Genomic DNA, 23,235 nt, shown 5'->3' on the forward strand with positions numbered 1-23,235 from the left:
CTGTAGCTGATTATTCGGCAGAGGAACTCAGCGCCTCATCATTTTGACAATATGAAAATTCTGCTTCTATCAGTTTATAAAACGCATCTCGCCCGTCTAAACCAAGCGAGACTGCATATGATTCAAGATCATCAGGAATGTCCCGGTCAAGACAAGTTTCAAAGTACCACATTAGCATGCGAAGCCGGTCTGCACTTGCATTCGTAGGGGAGCCAACGTTTTGCGCCTTGTTGAGCGCCCGGTCGCGGAGCTCTGCGTATTGGTTTGTTCGGCGTAGTTCGGAAAGCAAAAGGGCGTCTAGTTTCCCCGTATGGAGAGTTGTGCCTTGTTCCAGCCTAGCCCAATCGGCCAACATTGCTTCGTAGCTTTCGGGTGTTAGGTCGTTGGTTTCGATCCACTCCATCAAATCGCTTTGCCGCACTAAACCGATATCGGCCTTGTGGCCTACCATTTGCTTGACCAATGCGTCGCGATCAGGCTGTCGGTCCTGTCTTGAACCTTCTTTGCGTAAAAGAAGCGTAAGAACTGCCCGCTCGCGCAAGCGGGAAAACAGTTTTGGGTTTAGTCGCAGTTCATCGACAACCGCGTTGTGGTCAGAGGTTTCGTTCGTATCAACGCGTGCGCGCAGAGCTTTCCACATCAAAGTGGGTTCGGTTCGAACCGGGTCAGACGAGGGTAGGGGGGTGACGCTCAGATGCGCCGACATGCGCGTCAGCATTTCGCGGGCATCTGTGGCTTTGGCATCAACACGACCTGTAGGCAGCCATTTCTCAAACTCTGAAACCCCCGGCCGACCTTCCATTGCGCCGGTTATGTCGTTCCACCTGCGGTTTCGGTAGTGCATTGACTTGGCCTGTTGAACCATTTCAGCGGCGATTTCAGGGGGTAGCAGCCCAGCTTTTTCGGCGCTCTCTATGGTTGCTCGGATTGACACCATGGGCTCGCTGAGTGGTTTGAAACCCAGCTCAGCAGGGCTGTGCAGCACTGCAACTTCGTCATCGTCCTGAAGAACGCCATTGTAATAATCTTCGAAAATTCGTCCGACACCGATCATTCCAAAATCGGCCAGTTCGGCGGCCCGCAGCGCACCCATACTCGCGCTGCCGAAAACTGGGATACCTTGCTCCATCGCCCATAGGATTTCCTTGTGCCACACCGACGGAACACCTTCAAAGAAACCGTCAATGATCCCGATCGCCTTGGGGTTCTCGCGTGCAACGCGGTACACGTCGCCTTGCCGTACAGGGGGTAGAATAGCAGCATCCACGCAATCGGATACTTCGCTGGACTTTAGGGTTGGCCCCACAAAAACAACGATTGTCATGCCGATGTTCCCCTAGCTTTCTGCGCCCTTGCACCGGGAACATAGTCGGGCTCGTCATGTGGTGCCTCTAAACCTGGGATGACAGCCCGAACCACCGCCACATCATATTCCGGGCGGGAGAGATTAACGGTAACGACCTGAGGTAATCCAACAGCCGATAAGCGTGACAGTAGCAGCCCCAAGTCCTCATCAAAGGACCCGGTTTCATGTGTTGGACATTCCCCGAAGCTTTGCTCTGCTTTCGCGCCGTCAATTAGATCGCGTACATACTGCCCGCGATCCGTTTTCGCTTGATCTGTAAATTCTGTTGGATCCAGATCGTCGCGAGCGCCGGAGATATACGTCAATCGTGTTTGAGCTGCTTCGGTTAATGCTCTTAGCAGAGCGATGGAGCGATCTGGATGACACCCATCTCCAATTCCTATGTGCCCCGGTTGCCCGCCACCTTCGCAGATCACACAACGAAAACATGCGATGCCAACATCCGAGGTCGTGTTCCACAATCCGATCTCAAGCCCGGCATCGACCATCATGTTAATAGCCTGCAGACAACGCGCATCATCAATACTGTTGGGATCAAGACGATGAGACGGTGGTTGGTGGCTCCACAGCGTTATGGCATCACGTTCTATCAGTTCGCAGATTGCGTGGCAGCTGGCCTCAACCACGTTGTTGCCGGATGCCAGCCCATTCGTTGTCCTTGAGAAGGCTGCCTGTCCTCCGACAGGGGCAGTAGTGTAATCGGTATCGACCATTTCTAGCGGAACCCAGCATGGCTGTTTGGTTCCCAGATCCTGTCCCTCGACCCAGAGCATGTTGGCATAAGGATCAAAGCTTCGACCTGTCACAGACGGCAGCCCCGATACGTCAACCACCGAAGCAACGTTGGTCAAATCATCATATCTCGCCAAGCGCTGCGGTAACTGCACCCGCTCTGCATGCCAAGATTCTATGGCCTCCATCACGCCAGAGGCTTCGGCCGCGCGTAATGACAAACCTTTCCCCAGTGAAACTGCAACAGATCGCGAATTCGGCCGCGAGACCATTACGGTGGGCAAACCGATACGATCCAATCCCGTAAGGTTCGCAATTCGGGTAATTCCCATTTCCCGGAGGTAAGGTTTGACGATTTCCAGGGTTTGTTCAGGATCACGTAATCGGTGTGTGTCCAGCACATATTTCTTTTGGGATGTGTTGGGCATTCTGAAGGCCTTGCGGTTCAAAAAGAGAAGCTAACCACAACGTTGAAATAACTTCGCTGGGCCAGATGGTTACAGGCAGGATGATGTATCACGTGGCATGCGTCAACATCGGCGTCGTGCGCCGGTTTGCTTTGGCGGAGAACTTGCGTTGTAGGGTTTTGGCACTGCGTCGGTAAATACCCGGCCGGTTTTGTACTTGTGGGCTGTATAATCGGGAAAGCTAAAACGCCTCTTAAGATAATTTAACATAATCATGATTACGCGAGATATGATAGCGATACAAAACCGATGATGTTAACCCCTCCAAAACCCAAGACTTCCGCCTTCTAGACTTCAACGGTGTATTGTTCGTGTGGTTAGGAAACGTTCCTATCAAACTCCAACCAGGCGAAGACTAAAACTCGGCCGTCATCGCGGACTCAACAGCATGGACGCCAATGCCGACAACAATTCCGGCGAAAATCAACCCGACAAACGCGTTGATGACTGCCAAAAACCGGCTTGTGGATTTTACTGGCTTATAGTCGCCGTATCCCACGGTGGTCGCGTTTATAAACGCATGATAGAGGCTCACCCCGGTTGACCAGCCCTCGATCCGGCCGATCAACACCCCAAGCGTGCAGACTGATACCAACAAAAATACCAGTATCGGTGAAAGATGAATCAGGTCCCAAAGAAAGACTGAGAGAAACGTGCAAATATAGCTGACGTCGCAATCCATGGCGAAGCTCTCCTTCTTCGCGAGCCGAAAACTAGTTAAATACCAAAGCCTTCACGGGCAGCAAAATGGCTTGCGCACGCAATACAATGGCATTGGCAATACCCATCCCGTCGACGATCCTTGCAAGGAATGCCGATAGACCTGTTATTTCTCCTGCTTCGATTTCTTTTGCGCGGCTTGTATAGGCGACACCAACGCACGAGCTACCTGGTGGGATACCCTGAAGGTGCTTGGGGAAAATCGGCGCGAGGAAGGTCGTAACAGTACCTGGGCGCGCCCGGTCCTGTGGATCAAGCAGGGCATCACCTGGTCGAAATTGCCCGGCAGCTATGGCGCCTTGCACTTCGTCGACAACCATCGGGATGATGGTTAACGGTTTAGAGGCGCACGTTATTTCTACCAACATGCCGGGTTTTACAACGCTTGCAGAAATCTGACCGAATGCCGCCACAAAGCGCCCTTGCCCCGTGACATCGGGAACCAAGATCCCGGCGGGGCGTAAAATTGGGTTCACGATGTCCCCGGGTTTCAAAAGAAATTGTGTGACGGTTCCATCAACCTCGGCGAACACTGTGGATTTTGAGATTTCATTCTCAGCCTCTCTTAACACAGTGCGTGCGCTTTCAAGTTGCGCGGGAAGAAGAGTGCTCTGGCGCAGTTTTGCGCCATCAAGTTCGGCCAGCACGGCTGCACGCTGACTTGTGGCGCTTGAAACGGCGGTCTGCAAACGCTCCAATTCTTGTTCGCTCACCACGGTGTCGTTGCGCTCAGCAAGCTCGAGGCGTCGTTCCAAGTCGCTAGTGGCTTGGGCTAGATCAGCTTCAACCGCTTGGACCCGTGCGGTAGCGCCCGCGATCTCAGTCGCAGTTAGCCCAAGTGCAGCTTCTATTTCCTCTATGCGGCGTTGCGCGGTTTCAGCTGCTGCTTCCTGTCGTGTAGTGTCCAATCGAAAAATAGCATCGCCGGCTTTTACAGATGCGTTATTGGCAACAAAGACTTCTGAGACTCGACCACCGCGATCGGACAAGACGGTAACTGTACGAAACACAGCTGAAACATTCCGCGTTGACGGGTGAAAATAGAAGATCACAGTGATCAACGTCACTGCGAGGATTGCGCATGCGGTCAAACCCCAGCGTAGTTCGTACCATACATTGAACAGGGTTATTTCATGGCCCCATCTCTTGCCCTGCTTGTATCTCCGGTACAGGTAATCAGGTACAATTGTGATCAGAGCAGAGAACAGCAACTCAAGCATCGCGGTTCTCCGAGAGGTCCGCTTCGGTTTTCAAAGGGAAGATTTCGTGCAACGGCACAGCGGCTATCAGGATGGCTGCAATCCAAAATGAATTATTGAGTGTAAAAAGAGAGATCAACCCCAACACGCCGACCAACTGCATTTGGACCTTGTGAGCGCCGGTCGCCATTCGGTCAGGAATGGATTGCACGGTGAAATAGAGGGCACCGAAACCCAGCAGTACCATAACGAGCACCACGCCAACCACGATGAGAAAGCCATCCGTCTCGCCCGGCGGTGTCACCCAAAATGGGAGTCTAGCCATCGCTTCATCAGAAATAGAGCTGTTCATATGAACCTCCTGTTTCTTAATGATCCTCTACAAGGATAAGCGATTGAATTCTCAAAGATCAAATCCGCCGATTTCTACGAAACGGGGGCACGCCATTCTAAGGCGACCACGACCCGAGCCCCCTGCCCTTTATGCCAAGCCTTGGCTCTCTGTAGCCGCATATTGTTCATCAACTGCACGTTTACGCCACGTACGTGTTCTAAAGTGCTGTTCGGAGTACAGTTGAGAAAATGATTAATCGTCAGCGGAACCAGTAGTCCCAGCCATCCAAGTAATACTCGGTCAAAATATGTGACTGAAGGGTATTGGGTTCTGCGCCTACCCGGTCAATGTCTTTACCGAACTCTTGCGTAGCATGCCACACTGCGTTCGTCAGATAGCGGACTGACTGCGGCGGATCTATGTTCCTATCCCGGACAGGTTCCGGAGAGGCGAGCACAAATCCCCATTCCCCAAAACTTGGGACGTAGCTATGATAAGGAATAGTGTTGAGCCCCTGCCCTAACCGTTGCGGATTTCGAGTTGCCTCTAACGTTTCCACAACTGACCAAAACGCCTGCCTGGCAAAAAACGGTGATCCCGCCTGCGTAACGAACAAGCCATGCGCCGACAGTCTTTCGACCACCAATCCATAGAATTGGCGCGTATAAAGCCTTGATAGCGCGATGGATTTTGGGTCCGGCAGATCGATGATATTGATGTCAAAAACCGTGTCGTTGCGTTCCAGATACTCCCACGCATCCTCATTGATAACCACAACCCGAGGATCATTGAGCGCATCAGCGTTCAGAGCCGACAGCATAGAATTCTCGCGGAAGACCTCAGTTACTCGTGGATCCAGATCAACGAGCGTGACGTTTTCAACATCCCGATACCGGAGTACTTCGCGTACGGCCATTCCATCCCCACCCCCTAAAATTTAAGACGTCTGCCCTGCGCGGAGCTAGCGACATGACTGGGTGTACAAGAGGTTCGTGGTAGCGATGTTCATCGAGTGAATCGAACTGGATTGAGTAGTTCAAAAACAGACGTACTCGATCTCGGTAACGTGTGACGGTTATCTGCTGATATGGCGTCGCTTCGGATAGGATGACATCGTCTTCGAACCGCACTTTCGCCCAGAACGACGGTGTCACCGATGCCAAATAGCATGGGAGTATCGTGCATAATCCTTTGTTCGCCCGCACCCTCAACGTGTTTGCCCTGTATAAACAAAGTGGTGCCGCACGACGCGCAAGCCACCACTTTGGCGACCTTCAGAGTTACCGGGCATTGCATGCTACAATTAGGGCAATTCAGAGCGTTCATACGCTCACGTCGTGCACAGTTTCACAGAGTTCAAGCGGAGAATGTGAGGAGTAGGTAAATAGCCCTAAAAGTGTTTCCAGGTTGCCCATGTTCACGTTGAACGGGTGATGCCCAACAGATGCCCCGCGCGTCCAGAAAGCCGTGCAGGGCAGTGTTTTGTTACTCAGCAGCTATTGCACGCTGACTATCGGCGTTTTGCCCGAACGGAACCCATTTCAGATCGCCATCATAACGCCAGGCCAGTTTGCCTTGATCATCCATGGCGATCAAATGCAGCCAGTTGTTGTCAAACAGAGCGCGGACTTCTGGATGGCGCTTGAGGACGTCCAACATTGCTTCTCTTGGGGCTTCGATGATGACGGACAACCGCAGGGGATCGTGTTGGAAGGCTTCGCCGTCATGGACAGATTGCCAAGGCAAGCCGGGGCGCGGAGCGCCATTGTTGCCCTCCAGAACGCCAATACCCCCCACAACGTTGTGCAGTAGCTTGTTACCTCCGCCCCACAGGCTTGGGGCTACGGTCGAGCCATAGTACTGCAAGCTGATCCAGCTAGCGACGACCACCGGAGCCGTCATGATAAGTTCGAGTACAGCGAACTCGTTATCCCGGCGCCAATCATAGTTGTGCAGAAAAGCCTGGCCGGAAAGATCGATTACTTCAGTGCGATGCCTTGGTGCTGCTACAAAGGTGCTGCATCCAGCCAGTCCCCATTCGGGGCGTGTCTCGGCCCAATCCCGGGCGCGGTCGGAAATAGCAGCGGCTCCGCTGGCCCTTGGCAATCGACGGGCGCGTTCCGCCCGTGCCAATTCACCAGCTGCGTCCAACCACTTTTTCAGCTGTTCGATGCTGTCGCCCGGAACCCCACCCGCTACATCCTGTTCGAAAAGAGTGACGCGGTCAGTTGTTGTGTAGTGCAATGCGGGAAGGAAAATGGTGTCTGGGGGAACATTGATGCCGAAATTTCTCAACCCTGACCGCACCTCGGGGTCATTTAGCAAGCTGGCAAGTAGTTGGGCGCTAACGTCGCCCGCGTGACCTCCACACGCGCCGCACTGCAGTGCACTTTCATGCGGGTTGTTGGTTACGTCGGCCCCATGTCCTGCTAGCATTACGATTGGAGCGAAATTTTCCGTGAGAGACATGGCAGTCAGCACCGATCGGGCCATCTCAACACGGCTTTCAAGGCTGATTTCCGGGTCTAGCCGAGGTGCAGGGTCAGTTTTGGCGTGGTGACCCAATCCCAAAGCATCCCGCACTAGTTTGCCGGCATAAAGCGGTCCGGTCGCTTCGACAAAAGCAAAGGACGAAACGGCCGCCAACTTGAACCGACCCCAGGCTCTTTTGGCGCGGGCTGAATACCGGCGACCGAGGTCGGTCTTTTGCGGCTCATTCACCTGCGAAGTTACACCCGGCTGCAAAAGAACGGGGCCACGCTGTTCTATCACATCTGATCCTGCGGCTCTATGTGCGCTGGCCAGACCGAAGAAACCTGCAAAGCCGATGGTTTCGATCCCCTCACCTTGTGTTTCCAAAGCGCGGCGAAAAACCTCAGACCTAACATCAATGCAAAAAGCAGCCTGAACCTGCGGACGTTGTTTGGCTTGGCGTGGTACGCCCCGCCCTAGACTGCCGGACAAAAGGCGTTGTCCCGCGCGTTCGGTTGCTTCTTGCATCACCGCATCGATAATGAGGTCAGAGGTTGGGGTTATGGGCAGCTCATGTGATGCAACAACTTCGGTCCAACGCGCGGCGATCTGGTCTTCGTACAAATTGAACAAGGCCTCGTCGAAGACCATTCGGATGGCCAAAAGCTCGGTTACGGTATGGTCCTGGTCACCGTTTAGTTCCGCCTGCCATTGCAGGTAGCGCCCATATTGAGCCCACCCGCCTAGTGTGATCAGCCAGCGGTGAAATGCCGTTGTAGCAGCATCGGTGTTGATCCCTAGCCGTTCTGAGGCCCGACCCAACGCCCGCCAATGAGACCGGTTGGTCCTCGCAACAAACGACCCAAATCCAGAAAGGCCATGGATCTCTGGCGTCAAATCCCGCGAGGCAAACTCGCGCCATGCACTGAATACACCTCCAGCTCGTGCTTGCTGCCAAAGGGCTTGGCCCTGATCAAAGTGGCTGGCGGCCCAAACTCCGATCCGGTCTTCGATCAATCCCGGCCAATCAATTCCCGAAACGTCGGCCGCAAGTTCAGCAACAGTAGGCATGGCTTTGGGTGATTTTGTGGGATGGTCCAAGGCACTTAGAACGTCATCAAGGGTAAGGGTTGTGAACTGATCCTCTTTTGCCGTCAGCGCATCCAAGATGTCGGCTTTAGTGAGTTTTCCGGATGCCAACTTTTGCTTCCAGTGCGCGCGGTTTGGCAGGACCCGAGTTCCGGCGACGCGGGCAAGACGCGCCGCCGCAACGGCCAATGGTTCAGTCGATTGGCCAAGGAATGGATTGACAGCGACTGTCGATGACAGTGGAAACATTGGTGGGATTTCATTTGCTGCGTTTTTGGCCTGACTGACAAGCTCTAGTAGCGGGGCGGGATAGGCTTCGAGTTTGGCAAACATGGAACTGTTCCTCTTCAGACTGCCGAGCGTTTGGACCAACCGTCCAGAAGCTTGTCGAAAATTGCGTTGGCATAGAGCCCGTTGGAAAGGTGAACCCGCAGTCCTGCGGCCGCTGGGTGCGACGCCCAAAGCGGGAAAGTAGCCTGCGCTACGGCGACCATGCCAAAGCTGCAAAGAGCGAGCACAATCAAGGCCCACTCCAACGGACCGGGTGTTGGGGCGGCGGGTAGTGTCCCTGCGGTGACGTGCTGTGCGATCACCTGCAGCGCGAAGTAGCTGACTGAGGTGACCAATGCGTAAGTCACTGTCCTTCGTGTCAATTCCCGCGGGGCGGCGTCGGCAAAACCCTGTGCCAGAAGGTATGCAACGCCAAAGATAAGGATCACACCGAGGGCGATAGCTTGCACGGATTTACCATCAAAGCCCAGCACGAAACCCACAAGGCCATAGATTACAATGGCCGTGGCGAAGGCCCTTAGTACGTTGCTTGCGCTGGGAACGGCGACTGGGCCGGGCCGACGTATGGCAGCCACATTTTTTACGGCTTCTCCGGAACTCAGGAAGGCGTGCGCCTTATATAGCGAATGCGCCACGATATGCAGCAGCGCCAATGGGAACAGGGCCAGCCCACATTGCATTATCATAAAGGCCATCTGAGCGATCGTGGACCATGCAAGCGAGGTTTTGACAGCAGGCTGCGTCAGCATCACCAACCCGCCGAACAGTGCAGTGAAACCGCCCAACATAACTAACAATGCCATCACACCTGGTGCGACGAGCATCACATCCGCAAACCGGATCAACAAGAAACCGCCCGCGTTTATTACTCCGGCGTGCAACAAGGCTGAGACTGGGGTCGGAGCCTCCATCACTTCGGTCAGCCAGCCGTGAACAGGAAATTGCGCCGAGGCTAAGACTGCTGCGAAGGCAATTAAAAGCGCCGCAATTGCTGTCGTCCAACCGGGTTGAATGGTTCCATGGATCGTTTGGATATCTGTGGTGCCCGTTGTTGCAGCCAGCAGAATGAGGGCAACAGCCAGCAACACTTCGCTCGACCTTGCGACAACCGTTTTCTTGCGCGCTGCGCGCTGTGCGGTTGCGCGATCTGGATAGAACAGCAGCAATCGATGAAGGAAAACACTGGTCGCTATCCACGCAGCAAGCAGTTGAACTAGGTTGCCGGACATCACCAGGATCAGGACGGAAGCCAGGGTTGCGGCCATCCAACTTGTGAACATTCCCTGCCTTGCCTCTCCGTCCATATAAGTCGCTGAGTAGCGCAGAACGACCCAGCCGATAAAACTGACCAATGTCAGCATCACAGCGCTTACGGCATCCAACCGGACTGAGATCCCGAGCCCGAATGCACCTATCAATCCAGACGTGCCGGGACCGTTCAGCATTAAGGCAGTAACTGACAGCACTGAGGTCATAAAGGCGACGAATGCAGCGGCTTCGACCAGCTGTGGGATGCGACCCGGCCGAATTCCGGGGTGGCGTGACGCATAAAGAGCGGCCGCAATCAGCACCAACGGGCTGAGTAGGGGGAGATAGAGATACAGCATGAGGAATGTCCCTTGGTTCTTGTGGGCAAGTGCCTTGGGGCATCCAGTTAGGACAGAAATTACGCCATTAAAAATACATTGTTTGTGATGTTTCGTTCTAATAAATAGAATGATATGCCACTGAACTATCATCATCTGCGTTATTTCTGGGCGGTTGCGCATGACGGAAATCTGACCCGAACTGCGCAGCGCTTAAACTTGTCTCAGTCTGCGCTATCTGTGCAAATCAAACAGTTGGAAGAACGCTTGGGGCATGCGCTTTTTGAACGGCGGGGCCGGCAGCTTTATCTGACCGAGGCTGGGCGGATTACTCTGGACCATGCAGATGCGATTTTTTCAACGGGGCAAGAGCTTGTCGCTACGCTGAACGAGGCGGTGCAGGATCGTAAGGCATTGCGTGTTGGGGCCCTGTCGACCTTATCACGCAACTTTCAGATAGGGTTTCTGAGGCCGATTTTATCTCGGTTGGATGTCGAGGTGATCCTGCGCTCCGGAAGCCCGGCGGAACTGTTGGAGGGGCTCGAGACGCTGAATCTTGACTTGGTTCTAATGAATCGCCCACCGCCTGATGATAGCCTGACGCCATACGAAACACACCAGATCGCCGAACAAGCTGTCAGTATTGTTGGGACACCACAGCGACTTGACCCGGAGAAGCCGATCAAAGAGTTGCTTGGTGAACAACCCTTTATTTTACCGACCACTGACAACAGCGTGCGAACAGCTTTTGATGCGATGGCCAGCCGCATGTCAGAGCGGCCCCAAGTCGCCGCCGAAGTGGACGATATGGCCATGATGCGCCTTCTGGCCCGAGAGGACATCGGTCTTGCGTTGGTGGCTCCGATCGTCGTGACTGATGAATTGACGTCTGGCCGACTTGTGGAGGCAAAGGAACATCCTCGGATAAAGGAAACCTTTTATGCAATAACTCTGCGGCGGAGGTTCCCCAATCCTTTGGTGCGTTCCCTGTTGTCCTTCAACCACGAGTCTCTGCTGTCGTAAGAGTTCCGCAAGTCACCCTCACAACAGCGGTGTACATGCCCGTTTTGCCCATTCCAAAGCAGAAGCCGAAAGGCCGTGGCCAATAAGATCTAACAGGTTCGCGTGGTACGTATTCAACCATTCACGTTCAGCTGAGGTCAGCATGTCGGGTATCAGCATATCGGTCTGAATCGGACACCAAGTGAGATTTGAAAACTCTAGAAACCCGTCTTCAGCCTTCGTGACTACGAACAGGTTTTCGATCCTAATGCCAAAGCAGTCGGTCTCATAATATCCGGGCTCAATGGACAGGATCATGCCGGGTGCCAGATCTACAGGGTTATAGGGTTTTCCGATGCGTTGAGGGTGCTCATGCACCGACAGGCGATGGCCGACTCCGTGACCAGTTCCGTGATCGTAGTCCAGACCTAGATCCCACAATGGGCGGCGGCAGATCGCGTCGATGTGGTGTCCCTGAGTGCCGGGTGGAAAACGCAGGGTAGCAAGTGCATGAAAGGCTTTGAAAACAGCCGTGTATGCACGATCGTATCCCTCAGGCCGCTCAGCGCCAAAGGCGAAGCTACGCGTAGCATCCGTTGTTCCAGTTTCATATTGTCCGCCTGAATCCAGAAGGTATGTGCCGTCCTTACGGAGCGGCACTGTGTTGCCTTCTTGTGTCGCATAATGGCACATCGCGGCATTCCCGTCTGCTGCTGAGATCGGGTTGAAGCTCTCTTCCAGAAAACCGGGCTGCGCTTGCCGAAAATCGTGCATTGCCTGCTCTGCAACGCGTTCGGTCAATGGATCACCCAATTTGGCCCGGTTTGGCACCTCGGTCGCCAACCAGGCGCAGAACTCGGTCCAGGCGATGCCGTCCGCGATATGGCAGGCACGCATCCCTTCTATTTCAACAGGGTTCTTGTGTGCCTTGGCCGACGTTAGCAGACTAGGATGTGGCATCTGGTCGGCAGTGGTGTGTTCCAGGGTCATCCGGACCGCAGCTGGTGAAAATGCGGGATCGAACAAAACCCCCTGCCCCGGCTTGCTGCTGGCTTCAAGCGTCGACAAAAAGTCCGCGGGCTTACTTACGCGAACGTTCTCGGGTAGATGGTCGATGACGTTCTGGTCCAGCTTTTGCGCAGCGACAAACCACTGCACCTGCCCGAATGCATCCAGCAGCAAAAATGACTGCGGCACCGTGTTAAAAGCGACATCTGCGCCTCGGACATTCAGCAACCAGGCAATATTGTCCGGTTGCGTTTCAACCAGCAAGCCAGCCCCCATTCTTTGCATTTCTTGGACGAGGTCTGCGATTTTGTCTTGTGCCGTCTTGCCGGACAACTGAAGGGGGAAAGGTTCTATCTTGTTCATCGGTGCCGGAGGCTGATTGGTCCAAACCGCATCAACAGGGTTCTCTTTCACCGCAACCAATGCTGCTTTTGGCAATGCACTCATGAACCTATCAAGAAAAACCGGCGGTAGGTGCATTGGATCAAAGCCGACACGCCATCCAACCTGCGCCTGTTCAGAAAGCCAGTGTTCCGGCGGATCGTCGTACAGGTGTTTGTGTGTGAACAAGGGCGCAGGGCATTCGTTGGTTGCCTGGACGACGTAGCGGCCGTCGACAAAAACTGCGACCGTTTCCATTGTGATAATCGCCATGCCCGCGGAACCGGTAAAGCCAGTGACATAGGCCAAGCGTTCGTCATGGGGTGCCACATACTCTGCTTGATAAGCATCGTAGCGGGGCAGGATGAATGCGTCCAATCCTTGGGCCTGCAACTCTGCCCGCAAGGCAGCGACGATGGGGCCACGATTGGAATTGGGGGCATCAAGCATGTGCATTGATCTCTTCAACGTGATGACAGGCCACATCCCCTCTACCTTTGTAAGGCAGCAAGGTTGGAACCTGGTTTTTGCAAATTTCGCTCGCGTATCGACAGCGAACGTGGAACGGGCAACCGGATGGCATGTTTAGCGGCGAAGGAAGTTCCCCTTCGAGTTTCGTTGCCCTACCACGATCATCCGGGTCCAGCGATGGAGCCGCAGACAAAAGCGCCTGACTATAGGGATGAGCTGGGTCTGAAAACAGTGTTTCGCTGTCTCCGATCTCAACAATACGGCCGAGGTAGATCACGGCCACCCGATTAGACACGTGTCTGACAAGACGCAGGTCATGCGCGACAAATAGGATTGTAAGATCAAGCTCTTGCTGTAACTCCAGCAGCAGGTTGACTACTTGCGCCTGAACCGAGACGTCCAATGCAGAAACCAGTTCGTCGGCTATGAGCACTTCTGGCTCAACCGCCAAAGCTCGGGCAATTGCGATGCGCTGACGTTGCCCACCGGAAAACTCGTGGGGCAGTTTGTGCTGCGCGTCTTGTGGTAGACGAACCAGCTCCAAAAGCTCGGCTACTCGTGCAGGAATTTGTGCGTCAGGGCGCATTTCATGGACCCGAAGCGCCTCGGCCAGAATTTGGCCTGTCGTCATGCGTGGGTTGAGTGAGGAATATGGGTCCTGGAACATCATCTGGACACGGCGGTTATAGCTGCGATCCGATTGTTGTTTTGCGTCAAAGATGTTCTGCCCATCAAAACGCACCTCGCCTTTGCTCGGCTTGTAGAGGCGAACGATGCAGCGCGCCAAAGTGGATTTCCCACAGCCGGATTCCCCGACGACGCCAAGCGTTTCGCCGCGGCTCAGATCAAGGCTGACACCGTTCAGCGCATTGACGACACGGCCCGGACGCCCCATGGCCACATCGGCCATGCTGCGCCCAAGCGGGAACCGCAGATGCAGGTCGCGAATCTGAAGCACGGACTCTGTCATGCGGCATTCCCCTGCGAATTGGTGGCCGGGTTAAAGCATGCAACGTTTCGACCCTCTGTAACGATTGTCAGAGGCGGGCGGTCCTCAGTACAGGCCGCTATGCAGGTGGCGCAGCGTGGCGCAAAGGCGCATCCCTGCGGCAGAGCATCAAGGCTGGGCGGAACACCCGGCACCGAATAAAGAGGTGTGCGTGGGGGGAGATTTTCCGGTACGGACCGCATTAGCCCAACCGTGTACGGATGGCGTGGGTCTTTCAGCACACCGCGAACCGAACCCTGTTCGACTATCCGACCGGCATACATAACAGCAACGTTGTCACACGTTTGGGCCACTACGCCCAGATCATGGGTCACCAAAACAACGCCCATATCCATGTCCTGAGCCAACCGCAGGATCAAATCGAGGATCTGTGCCTGAATGGTCACATCCAAGGCCGTTGTGGGCTCATCCGCCAGTAACAGCTTGGGATTTGCAGCAAGCGCAATGGCGATCATCACGCGTTGCCGCATCCCGCCTGAAAACTGGTGCGGGTAGTCCTTTAACCTTTGTGCAGCCGAAGGGATGCCAACAAGATCCAACATCTCAATGGCTCGGTCGCGGCGCGCAGATTGGGACAAATCTGTATGCGCGCGAAGAGTTTCTTCGAGTTGAAGACCAACCGTGAGGAGTGGGTTGAGAGAAGTCATCGGCTCCTGAAAGATCATTGCGATCTCGCGGCCTTGGATTTGGCGCAAGGCTCGATCTGGCATTCCCACTAGGTCGCGCCCTTGCCAGCGTACTTCGCCGGTGACGTCGCCGTAACGCCGTGCGAGCCCTATGATAGACCGTAAGGTGACGCTCTTGCCTGATCCACTTTCACCAACCAGCCCCAGAACTTCTCCACGCGCAACCGAGAAACGGACATCTCGCAAGGCCGGAAGGGGCCGGCCAGCGCGATGAAAAGTAGTGTTCAGGCCGTCAACTTCGAGTATCGGTGTATGATGCTCCATCCCCTACCCTCGCGGTCTCAGTAAATCGGCCAGCCCGTCGCCCAAAAGCGAGAAGCCCAGCCCTGTCAAAACGATGGCAACGCCGGGCATCAGACTCAGCCACCATGCTGTTGAGATAAAATTGCGACCTTCGGCGATCAGAACACCCCATTCTGCCTGCGGTGGCTGAGCACCCAAGCCGAGGTAGCCTAGCGATGAGCCAAGCAGGATCACCAACGCCATATCGGTCATCCAGTAGACGATTACAGGAGTTATCGCGTTGGGCAGCAGGTGGCGAAAGATGATGCGCTTGTCGGAGTAGCCCATGACAACACCAGCGGCGGCATAGTCGTTGCCCATTTGCGCGATCACTTCAGCTCGCATCAGGCGTGCGTAGTACACCCAGTAGACGACCGAAATCGCGATATACATGTTGACCAATCCCGGCCCTAGAACCGCAACAACGGCGATAACCAGAACAAGGAATGGGAAGGTGATCACTGCATCCACAATCCGGCCAAAGATCAGGTCAGCGATACCTCGATAGTATCCGACTAAAGCCCCAATAATGACGCCAGTCACAAGCGCGAAGACTGTTCCGAAAATAGCCATCTGCATGTTCACCTGATAGGCCCAGATCACGCGAGACAAGCTATCCCGCCCCAACAAATCCGTGCCGAAGGGATGCGCCCATGAGGGTGGTTGCCGGACCGCAAGGTAATCAATCGCGTTGGGATCATACGGGGCAAAAAAGCCCGGAAAGATGGCCAAAAGGATCGAGAACCCAATGATGATCAGTCCGGCAACAAACCCGGGCTTGCGCAGGGCCCTCTGTAAAAACGTGGGCTGTGTGGGGGTGAAGGTCGCATCACTCATTGTAGGCGCATCCTTGGGTCAAGACGGCTCTGGAACAGGTCCGTCATGAGAAAGACCAGCGACACCAGCAGGGCGAAGGTAAGGGTCAGCCCCTGGATCAGGGGGTAATCACGGGCAAAGATGGCTTCGAGCATCAAACGTCCCATCCCTGGAACAGCAAATACCGTTTCGGTGACCAGAGTGCCGCTCATCAGGTTGCCGATGGACAGGCCCAACAGAGTTACGGTTGAGATCAAGGCATTCCGCAGCACATGCCGCCCCAAGATCAGACGCGCGGGCAATCCTTTGGCGCGGGCGAATTGGACATATTCGGCGTCCAGAACCTCAATGATCGCGCTGCGTAGGTTCCGCATGATGATGGCCGAAGTATAGAGCGCCACGGTCACTGACGGCAGGAACAGGTGGTAGAGCCGCTCTCCAAAGGTGTCCCCATATCCGCCGACAGGAAACAGGCGCAGTTGGGCGGCGAGAAAGGTCAGTAAAACCAATCCGATATAGAAGACTGGCATCGACAGACCGATCTGGAAAACAGTGCGGATCACTGCGTCAGGCCAACGTCCGCGGTTCAGTGCCGCCACAAAGGCCAGAGGCCCGGCAATCAAGAGAGACAAAACCACCGAATAGATCGTCAGAAACACGGTAATGGGCAGTCGATCAGCGATGACCGTTGTGACATCAGTGCGCATCAGGATGGACCGCCCCAAATCCCCCTGTAGCGTATTGGTAAGAAACAGCCAGAATTGCACAAACATAGGCTGTGTCAGGCCAAGCCGTTCGCGAATGGCTTGAATATCAGCGTCCGAGGCACGGTCGCCAGCCATGGCAATTGCTGGATCGCCGGGCAACATACGTACCAAAAGAAAGATGATCACCATGACCAGAATAAAGGTCGGGATCATCAGAAGTAGACGCTTGAATATATAGGATAGGCTGGACAAACGCTGGCTCCGCAAAATTCACCCGCCGCCCGTAGGCGACGGGTTGAGGGGGTCAGAGGTTAACGGCTTATAGTCGCTTCGTCGAAGATATTATTGCCCAGAGGCGTTTGTACGTATCCGTCGACGGCGGTCCCCAATGCCACGGCAAAAGGCGTCTCATACATGAACAGCAATGGTGCTGCTTCGGCATAAATCTCTTGCATCTTGGCAAATTTGGCCTTGCGGGCCTCGGGGTCCATCTCGTTCGCAGCTTCTTCGAACAGGGCGTTGAACTCGGAGTTTTCCCAGCCCGTGCCAACAGCTTTGGCGGTTGGCGTATATCCTAGCCAACCCACAACCTGGCTTGGGTCGTTTACGTCATTCACCCAGCCATAAGTGTGAATATCGAACTCACCAGACCGGTTTTTGGCACCGCGAGTGGCACCGTCCACCTGTTCTACGACAAGGTTGATGCCCAACTCGCCCCACATCTGCTGAAGAGCGGCAAAGATCGTGGCATCATCCGCCGATCCAGCCAGAGTAGTCAGAGTCACCTCGGTTCCCGGCTGAATGCCCGCTTCTGAAATAAGCGCTTTGGCCTTTTCCAGATCATAGGAATAAAGCGGGCCCAGGTCGGCGGCGTATTGCGTCGCCTTTGCCATAAGCGGTGAGCTCATGGGCTGCCCAGCTCCGTGAAGAACCACACCGATCAGAGCGTCTTTGTTGGTGCCGTAGTTCAGTGCCTGCCGTACGCGTGGGTCAGCCAACGGGTTGGGTGAGCCGTCTGCGCGGGCGTCACGCGTGTTGATCGGCGAGTAAATGATCCGCGTCGACGGATAAAGCTGCATGTCGATATTTGGATCGGCCTCCAGCTCTGCCACACGGCTGAAGGGGATGAACTCGGCCGCATCTACCTCTCCGGCCTGTAGTCGAAGAATTCGGGTAGCGTCATCGGGCACAATCTCGAAGTGCACACCATCAAGATACGGAAGGGCTTTGCCGTCCGAACCCATGCGCCAGTAATTTTCGTTGGCACAAAAATCCATCGAGGCGCCTTGTTCGAAACCGCAAAGATAGAAAGGGCCAGAGCCGACCCCGGCAGTCGTTGCAGCAAAGATAGCAGCAGATTTGTCTTGATCGGTATCACCAGCAGCCGCATCAAAAGCAGCCTTAGACACGATAGCCGTGTTGAAGGTGGCCAACATCGACAGGATCGTTGGATCCGGCGCGTTCAACGCAATATTGATCGCGTTTCCGTCTGCTGACACTGAGTCAATCGAACCCAGCAAACCTGCCCAAGGGCTTAGGTCCGGGTTGCGGGCGCGATCCAACGAGAAAACAATGTCCTCACCAGACATGGGTGTCCCATCAGCAAAAACGACACCTTCGCGCAAGGTTAGAGTGACCGTCTTCCCGTCGTCGGAAACCGAATAGCTTTCGGCCAAACCTGGTTCGACTGAATTTCCGTCGGCACTACCGCGAAGCAAGGTATCGAACAGGCTGCCAACCATCCAGATATCCGGATTGCGATCTGCATAAATGGGGTCGATCAGCCGTGATCCGTCATAACGGGCAAAGTTGAGCGTGCCCCCTCTTTCCTGCGCCATAGCCGGCACTGCCAGAGCCGCAGCAACGGTTAATCCCAATACCGTCTTGAGCTTCATTCTTTTCTCCTCCCGCAAAAATCTTTGTCAAACTTGCGAGAGACAATAAGTGATTCTTAAATTTACTAAAGAAAATTTTAGTAAAGAATGAAAAAATTTTACTAATACGTTCAAGGTGACAGTTTTTTCACCTTCCAGAGTAGGTTAAGAAGTCCCGCTGTCTTTTATCGGTGAAGTTGTGACCCACAACTCGACCGCCTCTGTTTCACCCAATACGACGGAATAATGCCGCGCTGAGGTATCGTGATGAACGACATCTCCGGGGGACATGATAAAAATCTGGTCCCCGAGGTGATATTCCAGCTGTCCAGAGAGCAAATAGCAGAATGCCTCACCGTCATGGCACATCTTTTCTGAAACGTGACCAGCGGGCCGGTGAACGATCTGCGGATGAAACAACGCACCTGAAAAGCCAGGGCCCAGCTTTTCATAAAAACGCCCGCGCGTTCCAAGAGAATAAGTTTGGCGCTTATCTTTGGGAACGTATTCCGAGAATACCTTGGGTACGCTCAGAAGTTGTTCGATACTGGTTTGCAGCGCTGCTGCGATCGCCATCAAAGAAGTCAGCGAAGGTGAACTTATCCCCCGCTCCACCTGCGATAGGAAACCCGTTGTAAGATCGGCAGACTTGGCCACCTGTTCCAACGTCATGCTCATGGCTTTTCGGCGTCTGCGAATGGCTTGCCCTAGCTCGGTCGGCTTGCCTTTTGATTTGGATTTGGCACGCTCGGTTGGAGCTGACATGTGGTGTCTCCTGCGGTTTTAGTTATCTCACCCATTGAATATAAAAACTGCAGAAAGATCAAAAAATTTTTTAGTCATGCTAAAATCAGGCTATTAGCCTTTGTTTTCAGGAGGTGTGGGAAAGAGTATTCATATGTTGCGAATGTCGCGCGACATTTCATAACTAATCAAAAAGGTCTGATCCGAACATGAGCAAACACCCGATCCTCTGGTCATTTCGTCGTTGTCCGTATGCTATGCGTGCACGGCTGGCCATTGCCAGCTCAGGGACAGCTGTAGAGTTGCGCGAAATCCTGTTGCGGGACAAGCCTAAGGCGTTTTTGGAAACTTCAGACTCAAGCACAGTGCCTGCCCTGCGACTGCACGACCGGGTTCTGGATGAAAGCCTAGACATCATGATCTGGGCGCTGGAACAAAATGATCCGCTGGGTCTTTTGGATATGCCTGCAGAAGGTTGGGAATTGATCGCAACTAACGATGGCCCATTTAAGGATGCGTTGGACCACACGAAGTATTCTACCCGCTATCCAGATCTGGACGCGACAGAGGAACGGGAAAAGGCGGCCATGCACCTTAGGCGTTTGGATGATCGTCTGAACGGTCGCATGTGGCTGTTTGGTGAGCGCGCGACGATAGCCGATCTGGCTTTGCTGCCATTTGTTCGGCAGTTTGCTCACATCGACCGAGCGTGGTTCGACGCGCAGCCTTGGCCACATTTGCGCGGTTGGTTGGGCCGCTTTTTAGACAGCGCGCTTTTCGTGGGTATAATGAACAAGTACGCGCCGTGGTCTGAAGACGGCGCGCAAGTTTTGTTCGGAGAATAACTGGCTGCGGTGTTAGTCCGCAGCCACGCGTCTTACCAATCGATAGATCACGACAAAGAAGACCGGAACAAAGATAACGCCCAATACGGTGGCCGAAATCACGCCTCCCATAACGCCCGATCCCATCGCTGTGCGTCCACCGGCGCCGGCGCCTGTGGACAATACCAACGGCAGCACTCCTAACGAGAAGGCCATCGACGTCATCAAGATGGGTCTGAACCGCTGATGCGCCGCGTCTCGAACCGCTTGGAACAGAGGCTCCCCTGCTTCGACTTTATCGCGCGCAAATTCCACGATTAGAATGGCGTTTTTGCCTGTCAGGCCAATGACTGTGAGCAGCGCAACCTGAAAATACACGCCATTCTCAAACCCGCCAAGCCAGGCCCCGGTCAGTGACCCGGTTATGCCAATCGGCATGGCTAGCATAACGGCGAATGGAATGGTCCAGCTTTCATATAGTGCTGCGAGACATAAGAACACTGCCGCAAGAGACAGAAGGTATAGCATCCCTGCCTGGTCGCCAGACTCTCGTTCTTCCAGAGACAAGCCTGTCCAGGCAATTTGGTAACCCGGCGGAAGTTGCTCGGCCAGCGTTTCAATCTCTGCCATAGCCTCGCCGGTTGTAAAGCCGCCTGCCGGGCTGCCCTGAAGCTGAATGGCCGAAACCCCGTTGTATCGGTACAACCCTTGCGGACCGTACTGCCAGTTCGTTGTCGAGAAGTTTGAGAACGGAACGAGCCCGCCGGAATTATTGCGCACCCGCCATGCTCCAATATCTTCGGGGACCATGCGGTAAGGCGCGTCGCCTTGAACATACACTCGCTTGATCCGTCCCCGATCCAAGAAGTCGTTCACGTATCGCCCTGCCCAAGCAACTGACAATAGCTCACCCACTTCCTGAGCAGACAACCCCATTGCGCCTGCGGCTCGCCAATCTAGGTTGATGTTGAACTGCGCAGCGTCTTCAAGCCCGTTTGGGCGGATCGAGGCAATCTTTTCGCTTTGCGCAGCAAGGCCCATCAGTTGGTTTCTTGTTTGGATCAACTCTTCATGACCTTGGCCGTCGCGTGCCTGAAGGTAGAAGTCAAATCCACTGACGTTACCAAGTTCAATCACCGCCGGCGGTACGATAGGGAAGACCAGCGCTTCTTGAATTTGCGAAAACGCACCAAATGCCCGACCGGCAATGGCCTGAACGCTGCGATCAGGCGTTTTGCGCTCGTCCCAGTCTGTTAGGCTGATAAATGCCAGACCCATGTTCTGCCCCTGCCCGGCAAAGCTAAAGCCGCGCACGGTAAAGACCGAAGCTACATTCTCAGCCTCGTTTTCCATGTAATACTGCTCGATCTGTTCAAGCACCGCTTCGGTCGACTCGGCGGTCGAACCAGTGGGGCCCTGAACAAGCGTGAACAGGATGCCCTGATCTTCCTCGGGCAAAAAGCCGGTGGGAGTGCGGGCAAAAAGGAAAACCATCGCAACGCCAATCAAAAGGTAGATCAGTCCAACACGCACCGGGCGCCTGATCGAGAAACCTACGAGTGAAGAATAACGCTCAGTCAGGTTGTCGAAGCCTCGGTTGAACCATCCGAACAGTCCGCGATTGCGCTTGTCGTGATCTGGCTTGCGCAGCATCGTGGCGCACAAGGCGGGCGTAAGTGTCAGCGCCACCACAACGGACAGCATCATGGCCGAGACGATGGTGATCGAAAACTGTTGGTAAATAACCCCGGTTGAGCCACCGAAAAACGCCATCGGAATGAACACTGCAGACAACACAAGGGCGATACCGACCAGGGCGCCAGTAATCTGACCCATCGATTTCTTTGTGGCCTCGTATGGGGATAGCCCCTCTTCTTCCATGATGCGTTCAACGTTTTCGACAACGACAATGGCGTCATCCACCAACAGGCCGATGGCCAGAACCATTGCCAGCATAGTCAACGTGTTAATGGTAAAACCAAAAGCCGCAATGATCCCGAAGGTCCCGAGCAAAACAACTGGTACGGCGAGCGTCGGAATGATTGTCGCGCGAAGGTTTTGCAGGAAAAGGAACATGACCAAGAAGACCAAGACGATCGCTTCGATCAGTGTGTGGAGTACTTCTTCAATCGAAATTTCGACGAACGGAGTCGTGTCGTACGGGATGACGTATTCCACACCCTCAGGGAAATAGGCTGAGACCTCTTCCAGCTTGTGCTTCACCCTTTCGGCCGTATCCAGCGCGTTTGCACCTGAGGCAAGCTGAATGGCCAAGCCTGCTGTTGGGTTGCCGTTGTACCAAGCCGAAGTTGTATAGCTTTCAGCCCCTATCTCAACGCGTGCTACGTCTCGCAAAAGCACAAGGCCGCCATCGGTTTCGGCGCGAACGACGATCTGCTCAAAGTCTTCCGGGGTGGATAGCAGCGACTGTGCTGTAATCGTCGCATTCAATGCCTGCCCTTCGACTGCTGGAAGCGAGCCAAAAGAACCTGCCGACACCTGTGCGTTTTCCTGAGACACGGCTTGTACGATGTCAGATGGGGTCAGCTCAAAGGCAGCCAGCTGTTCCGGATTCAGCCATATCCGCATTGCGTATTGCGCGCCAAAGACCTGAACATTGCCCACACCGCTAAGGCGGCTGAATTCGTCGACCATGTTCGAAACAAGGTAATCCGACAAATCGACTGCATCCAGACGATTGTCTGTCGACACAAGCGCCGCAACGAGCAGGAAGCCACCTGAGGACTTTTGCACGGTGACACCCTGCCTTTGCACCGTTTCGGGAAGCAACGGAGTGGCTTGGCTCAGTTTATTTTGAACTTGGACCTGCGCGATATCAGGGTCTGTGCCCGTTTCAAAAGTCAGCGTGACCGATGACGCCCCTGTCGATGTCGAGGAGGAGTTGATGTAGCGCAACCCATCCAATCCCGTCATCTGTTCTTCGATGACCTGAGTTACAGTGTTGTTCACCGTCTCGGCAGATGCCCCAGAGTAGGATGCATTTACATCTACTGTGGGCGGGGCAATTTGCGGGTACTGGGACACCGGCAAACTTAGGACGGACAGGACACCGACGCCCATAAGCAAAATCGAGATGACCCACGCGAAAACAGGTCGATCAATAAAGAAGCGTGCCATGGATTGCTTTCACATTCAGTTGCAGGAAGCCGAACGT

The 23,235-nt window shown here is 54.4% G+C and carries 18 protein-coding genes; 2 read left to right on the plus strand and 16 right to left on the minus strand.

Annotated features, from left to right (window positions below; genetic code table 11):
• Nucleotides 1-10: 10 nt before the first annotated feature.
• The 8 genes from ACR0EO_RS19860 to ACR0EO_RS19895 form a co-directional block, all read right to left on the minus strand.
• Nucleotides 11-1,324, minus strand: coding sequence for a TfuA-like protein (locus ACR0EO_RS19860; RefSeq protein WP_480692548.1), 1,314 nt, complete (start codon nt 1,322-1,324; stop codon nt 11-13).
• Nucleotides 1,321-2,526 (minus strand): YcaO-like family protein, encoded by a 1,206-nt coding sequence (locus ACR0EO_RS19865; RefSeq protein ID WP_480692549.1) that lies wholly within the window; start codon nt 2,524-2,526, stop codon nt 1,321-1,323. Before ACR0EO_RS19865 ends, ACR0EO_RS19860 begins: the two co-directional genes overlap by 4 nt.
• A gap of 394 nt (nt 2,527-2,920) precedes the next feature.
• On the minus strand, nt 2,921-3,247 hold the full coding sequence (locus ACR0EO_RS19870) for an ion channel (RefSeq protein ID WP_480692550.1): 327 nt from the start codon (nt 3,245-3,247) through the stop codon (nt 2,921-2,923).
• A gap of 31 nt (nt 3,248-3,278) precedes the next feature.
• Entirely contained in the window at nt 3,279-4,505 is a 1,227-nt protein-coding gene (locus ACR0EO_RS19875) for an HlyD family secretion protein (protein ID WP_480692551.1), read from the minus strand.
• Nucleotides 4,498-4,836, minus strand: coding sequence for a hypothetical protein (locus ACR0EO_RS19880; RefSeq protein WP_480692552.1), 339 nt, complete (start codon nt 4,834-4,836; stop codon nt 4,498-4,500). Before ACR0EO_RS19880 ends, ACR0EO_RS19875 begins: the two co-directional genes overlap by 8 nt.
• A 241-nt stretch (nt 4,837-5,077) precedes the next feature.
• Nucleotides 5,078-5,734 (minus strand): spermine/spermidine synthase domain-containing protein, encoded by a 657-nt coding sequence (locus ACR0EO_RS19885; protein WP_480692553.1) that lies wholly within the window; start codon nt 5,732-5,734, stop codon nt 5,078-5,080.
• A 569-nt stretch (nt 5,735-6,303) separates the two neighbouring features.
• Entirely contained in the window at nt 6,304-8,712 is a 2,409-nt protein-coding gene (locus tag ACR0EO_RS19890) for a YbcC family protein (protein ID WP_480692554.1), read from the minus strand.
• A gap of 14 nt (nt 8,713-8,726) precedes the next feature.
• On the minus strand, nt 8,727-10,277 hold the full coding sequence (locus ACR0EO_RS19895) for an NADH-quinone oxidoreductase subunit L (protein ID WP_480692555.1): 1,551 nt from the start codon (nt 10,275-10,277) through the stop codon (nt 8,727-8,729).
• 114 nt (nt 10,278-10,391) lie between these two features.
• On the opposite strand from ACR0EO_RS19895, the gene ACR0EO_RS19900 reads away from it, so the two are divergent.
• The gene (locus tag ACR0EO_RS19900; protein ID WP_480692556.1) at nt 10,392-11,279 is read left to right on the plus strand and encodes a LysR family transcriptional regulator; all 888 of its coding nucleotides are present in this window, start codon (nt 10,392-10,394) and stop codon (nt 11,277-11,279) included.
• 18 nt (nt 11,280-11,297) lie between these two features.
• On the opposite strand, the gene ACR0EO_RS19905 is transcribed toward ACR0EO_RS19900, so the two are convergent.
• From ACR0EO_RS19905 to ACR0EO_RS19935, 7 genes are all read right to left on the minus strand, one after another.
• Entirely contained in the window at nt 11,298-13,097 is a 1,800-nt protein-coding gene (locus ACR0EO_RS19905) for an aminopeptidase P family protein (RefSeq protein ID WP_480692557.1), read from the minus strand.
• Entirely contained in the window at nt 13,090-14,088 is a 999-nt protein-coding gene (locus ACR0EO_RS19910) for an ABC transporter ATP-binding protein (RefSeq protein ID WP_480692558.1), read from the minus strand. The genes ACR0EO_RS19905 and ACR0EO_RS19910 overlap by 8 nt, the downstream gene beginning before the upstream one ends.
• Nucleotides 14,085-15,077 (minus strand): ABC transporter ATP-binding protein, encoded by a 993-nt coding sequence (locus tag ACR0EO_RS19915; RefSeq protein ID WP_480692559.1) that lies wholly within the window; start codon nt 15,075-15,077, stop codon nt 14,085-14,087. Before ACR0EO_RS19915 ends, ACR0EO_RS19910 begins: the two co-directional genes overlap by 4 nt.
• Before the next feature lie 3 nt (nt 15,078-15,080).
• Nucleotides 15,081-15,932 carry an ABC transporter permease gene (locus ACR0EO_RS19920; RefSeq protein WP_480692560.1) on the minus strand — a complete coding sequence of 284 codons (852 nt, stop codon included), beginning with the start codon at nt 15,930-15,932 and terminating at the stop codon, nt 15,081-15,083.
• Nucleotides 15,929-16,870, minus strand: a complete 942-nt coding sequence (locus tag ACR0EO_RS19925; protein WP_480692561.1) for an ABC transporter permease — start codon at nt 16,868-16,870, stop codon at nt 15,929-15,931. The genes ACR0EO_RS19920 and ACR0EO_RS19925 overlap by 4 nt, the downstream gene beginning before the upstream one ends.
• A 59-nt stretch (nt 16,871-16,929) precedes the next feature.
• Nucleotides 16,930-18,513: an ABC transporter substrate-binding protein gene (locus tag ACR0EO_RS19930; protein ID WP_480692562.1), complete on the minus strand. Its 1,584-nt coding sequence runs from the start codon at nt 18,511-18,513 to the stop codon at nt 16,930-16,932.
• Nucleotides 18,514-18,657: 144 nt separating this feature from the next.
• The gene (locus tag ACR0EO_RS19935) at nt 18,658-19,257 is read right to left on the minus strand and encodes a helix-turn-helix domain-containing protein (protein WP_480692563.1); all 600 of its coding nucleotides are present in this window, start codon (nt 19,255-19,257) and stop codon (nt 18,658-18,660) included.
• A gap of 188 nt (nt 19,258-19,445) precedes the next feature.
• On the opposite strand from ACR0EO_RS19935, the gene ACR0EO_RS19940 reads away from it, so the two are divergent.
• Nucleotides 19,446-20,081 carry a glutathione S-transferase gene (locus ACR0EO_RS19940; protein WP_480692564.1) on the plus strand — a complete coding sequence of 212 codons (636 nt, stop codon included), beginning with the start codon at nt 19,446-19,448 and terminating at the stop codon, nt 20,079-20,081.
• A 12-nt stretch (nt 20,082-20,093) separates the two neighbouring features.
• Here ACR0EO_RS19940 and ACR0EO_RS19945 read toward each other — a convergent pair whose 3' ends face one another.
• Nucleotides 20,094-23,198: an efflux RND transporter permease subunit gene (locus tag ACR0EO_RS19945; RefSeq protein ID WP_480692565.1), complete on the minus strand. Its 3,105-nt coding sequence runs from the start codon at nt 23,196-23,198 to the stop codon at nt 20,094-20,096.
• Nucleotides 23,199-23,235: the final 37 nt, after the last annotated feature.

It is taken from the genome of Ruegeria sp. BE9 (assembly GCF_056538765.1).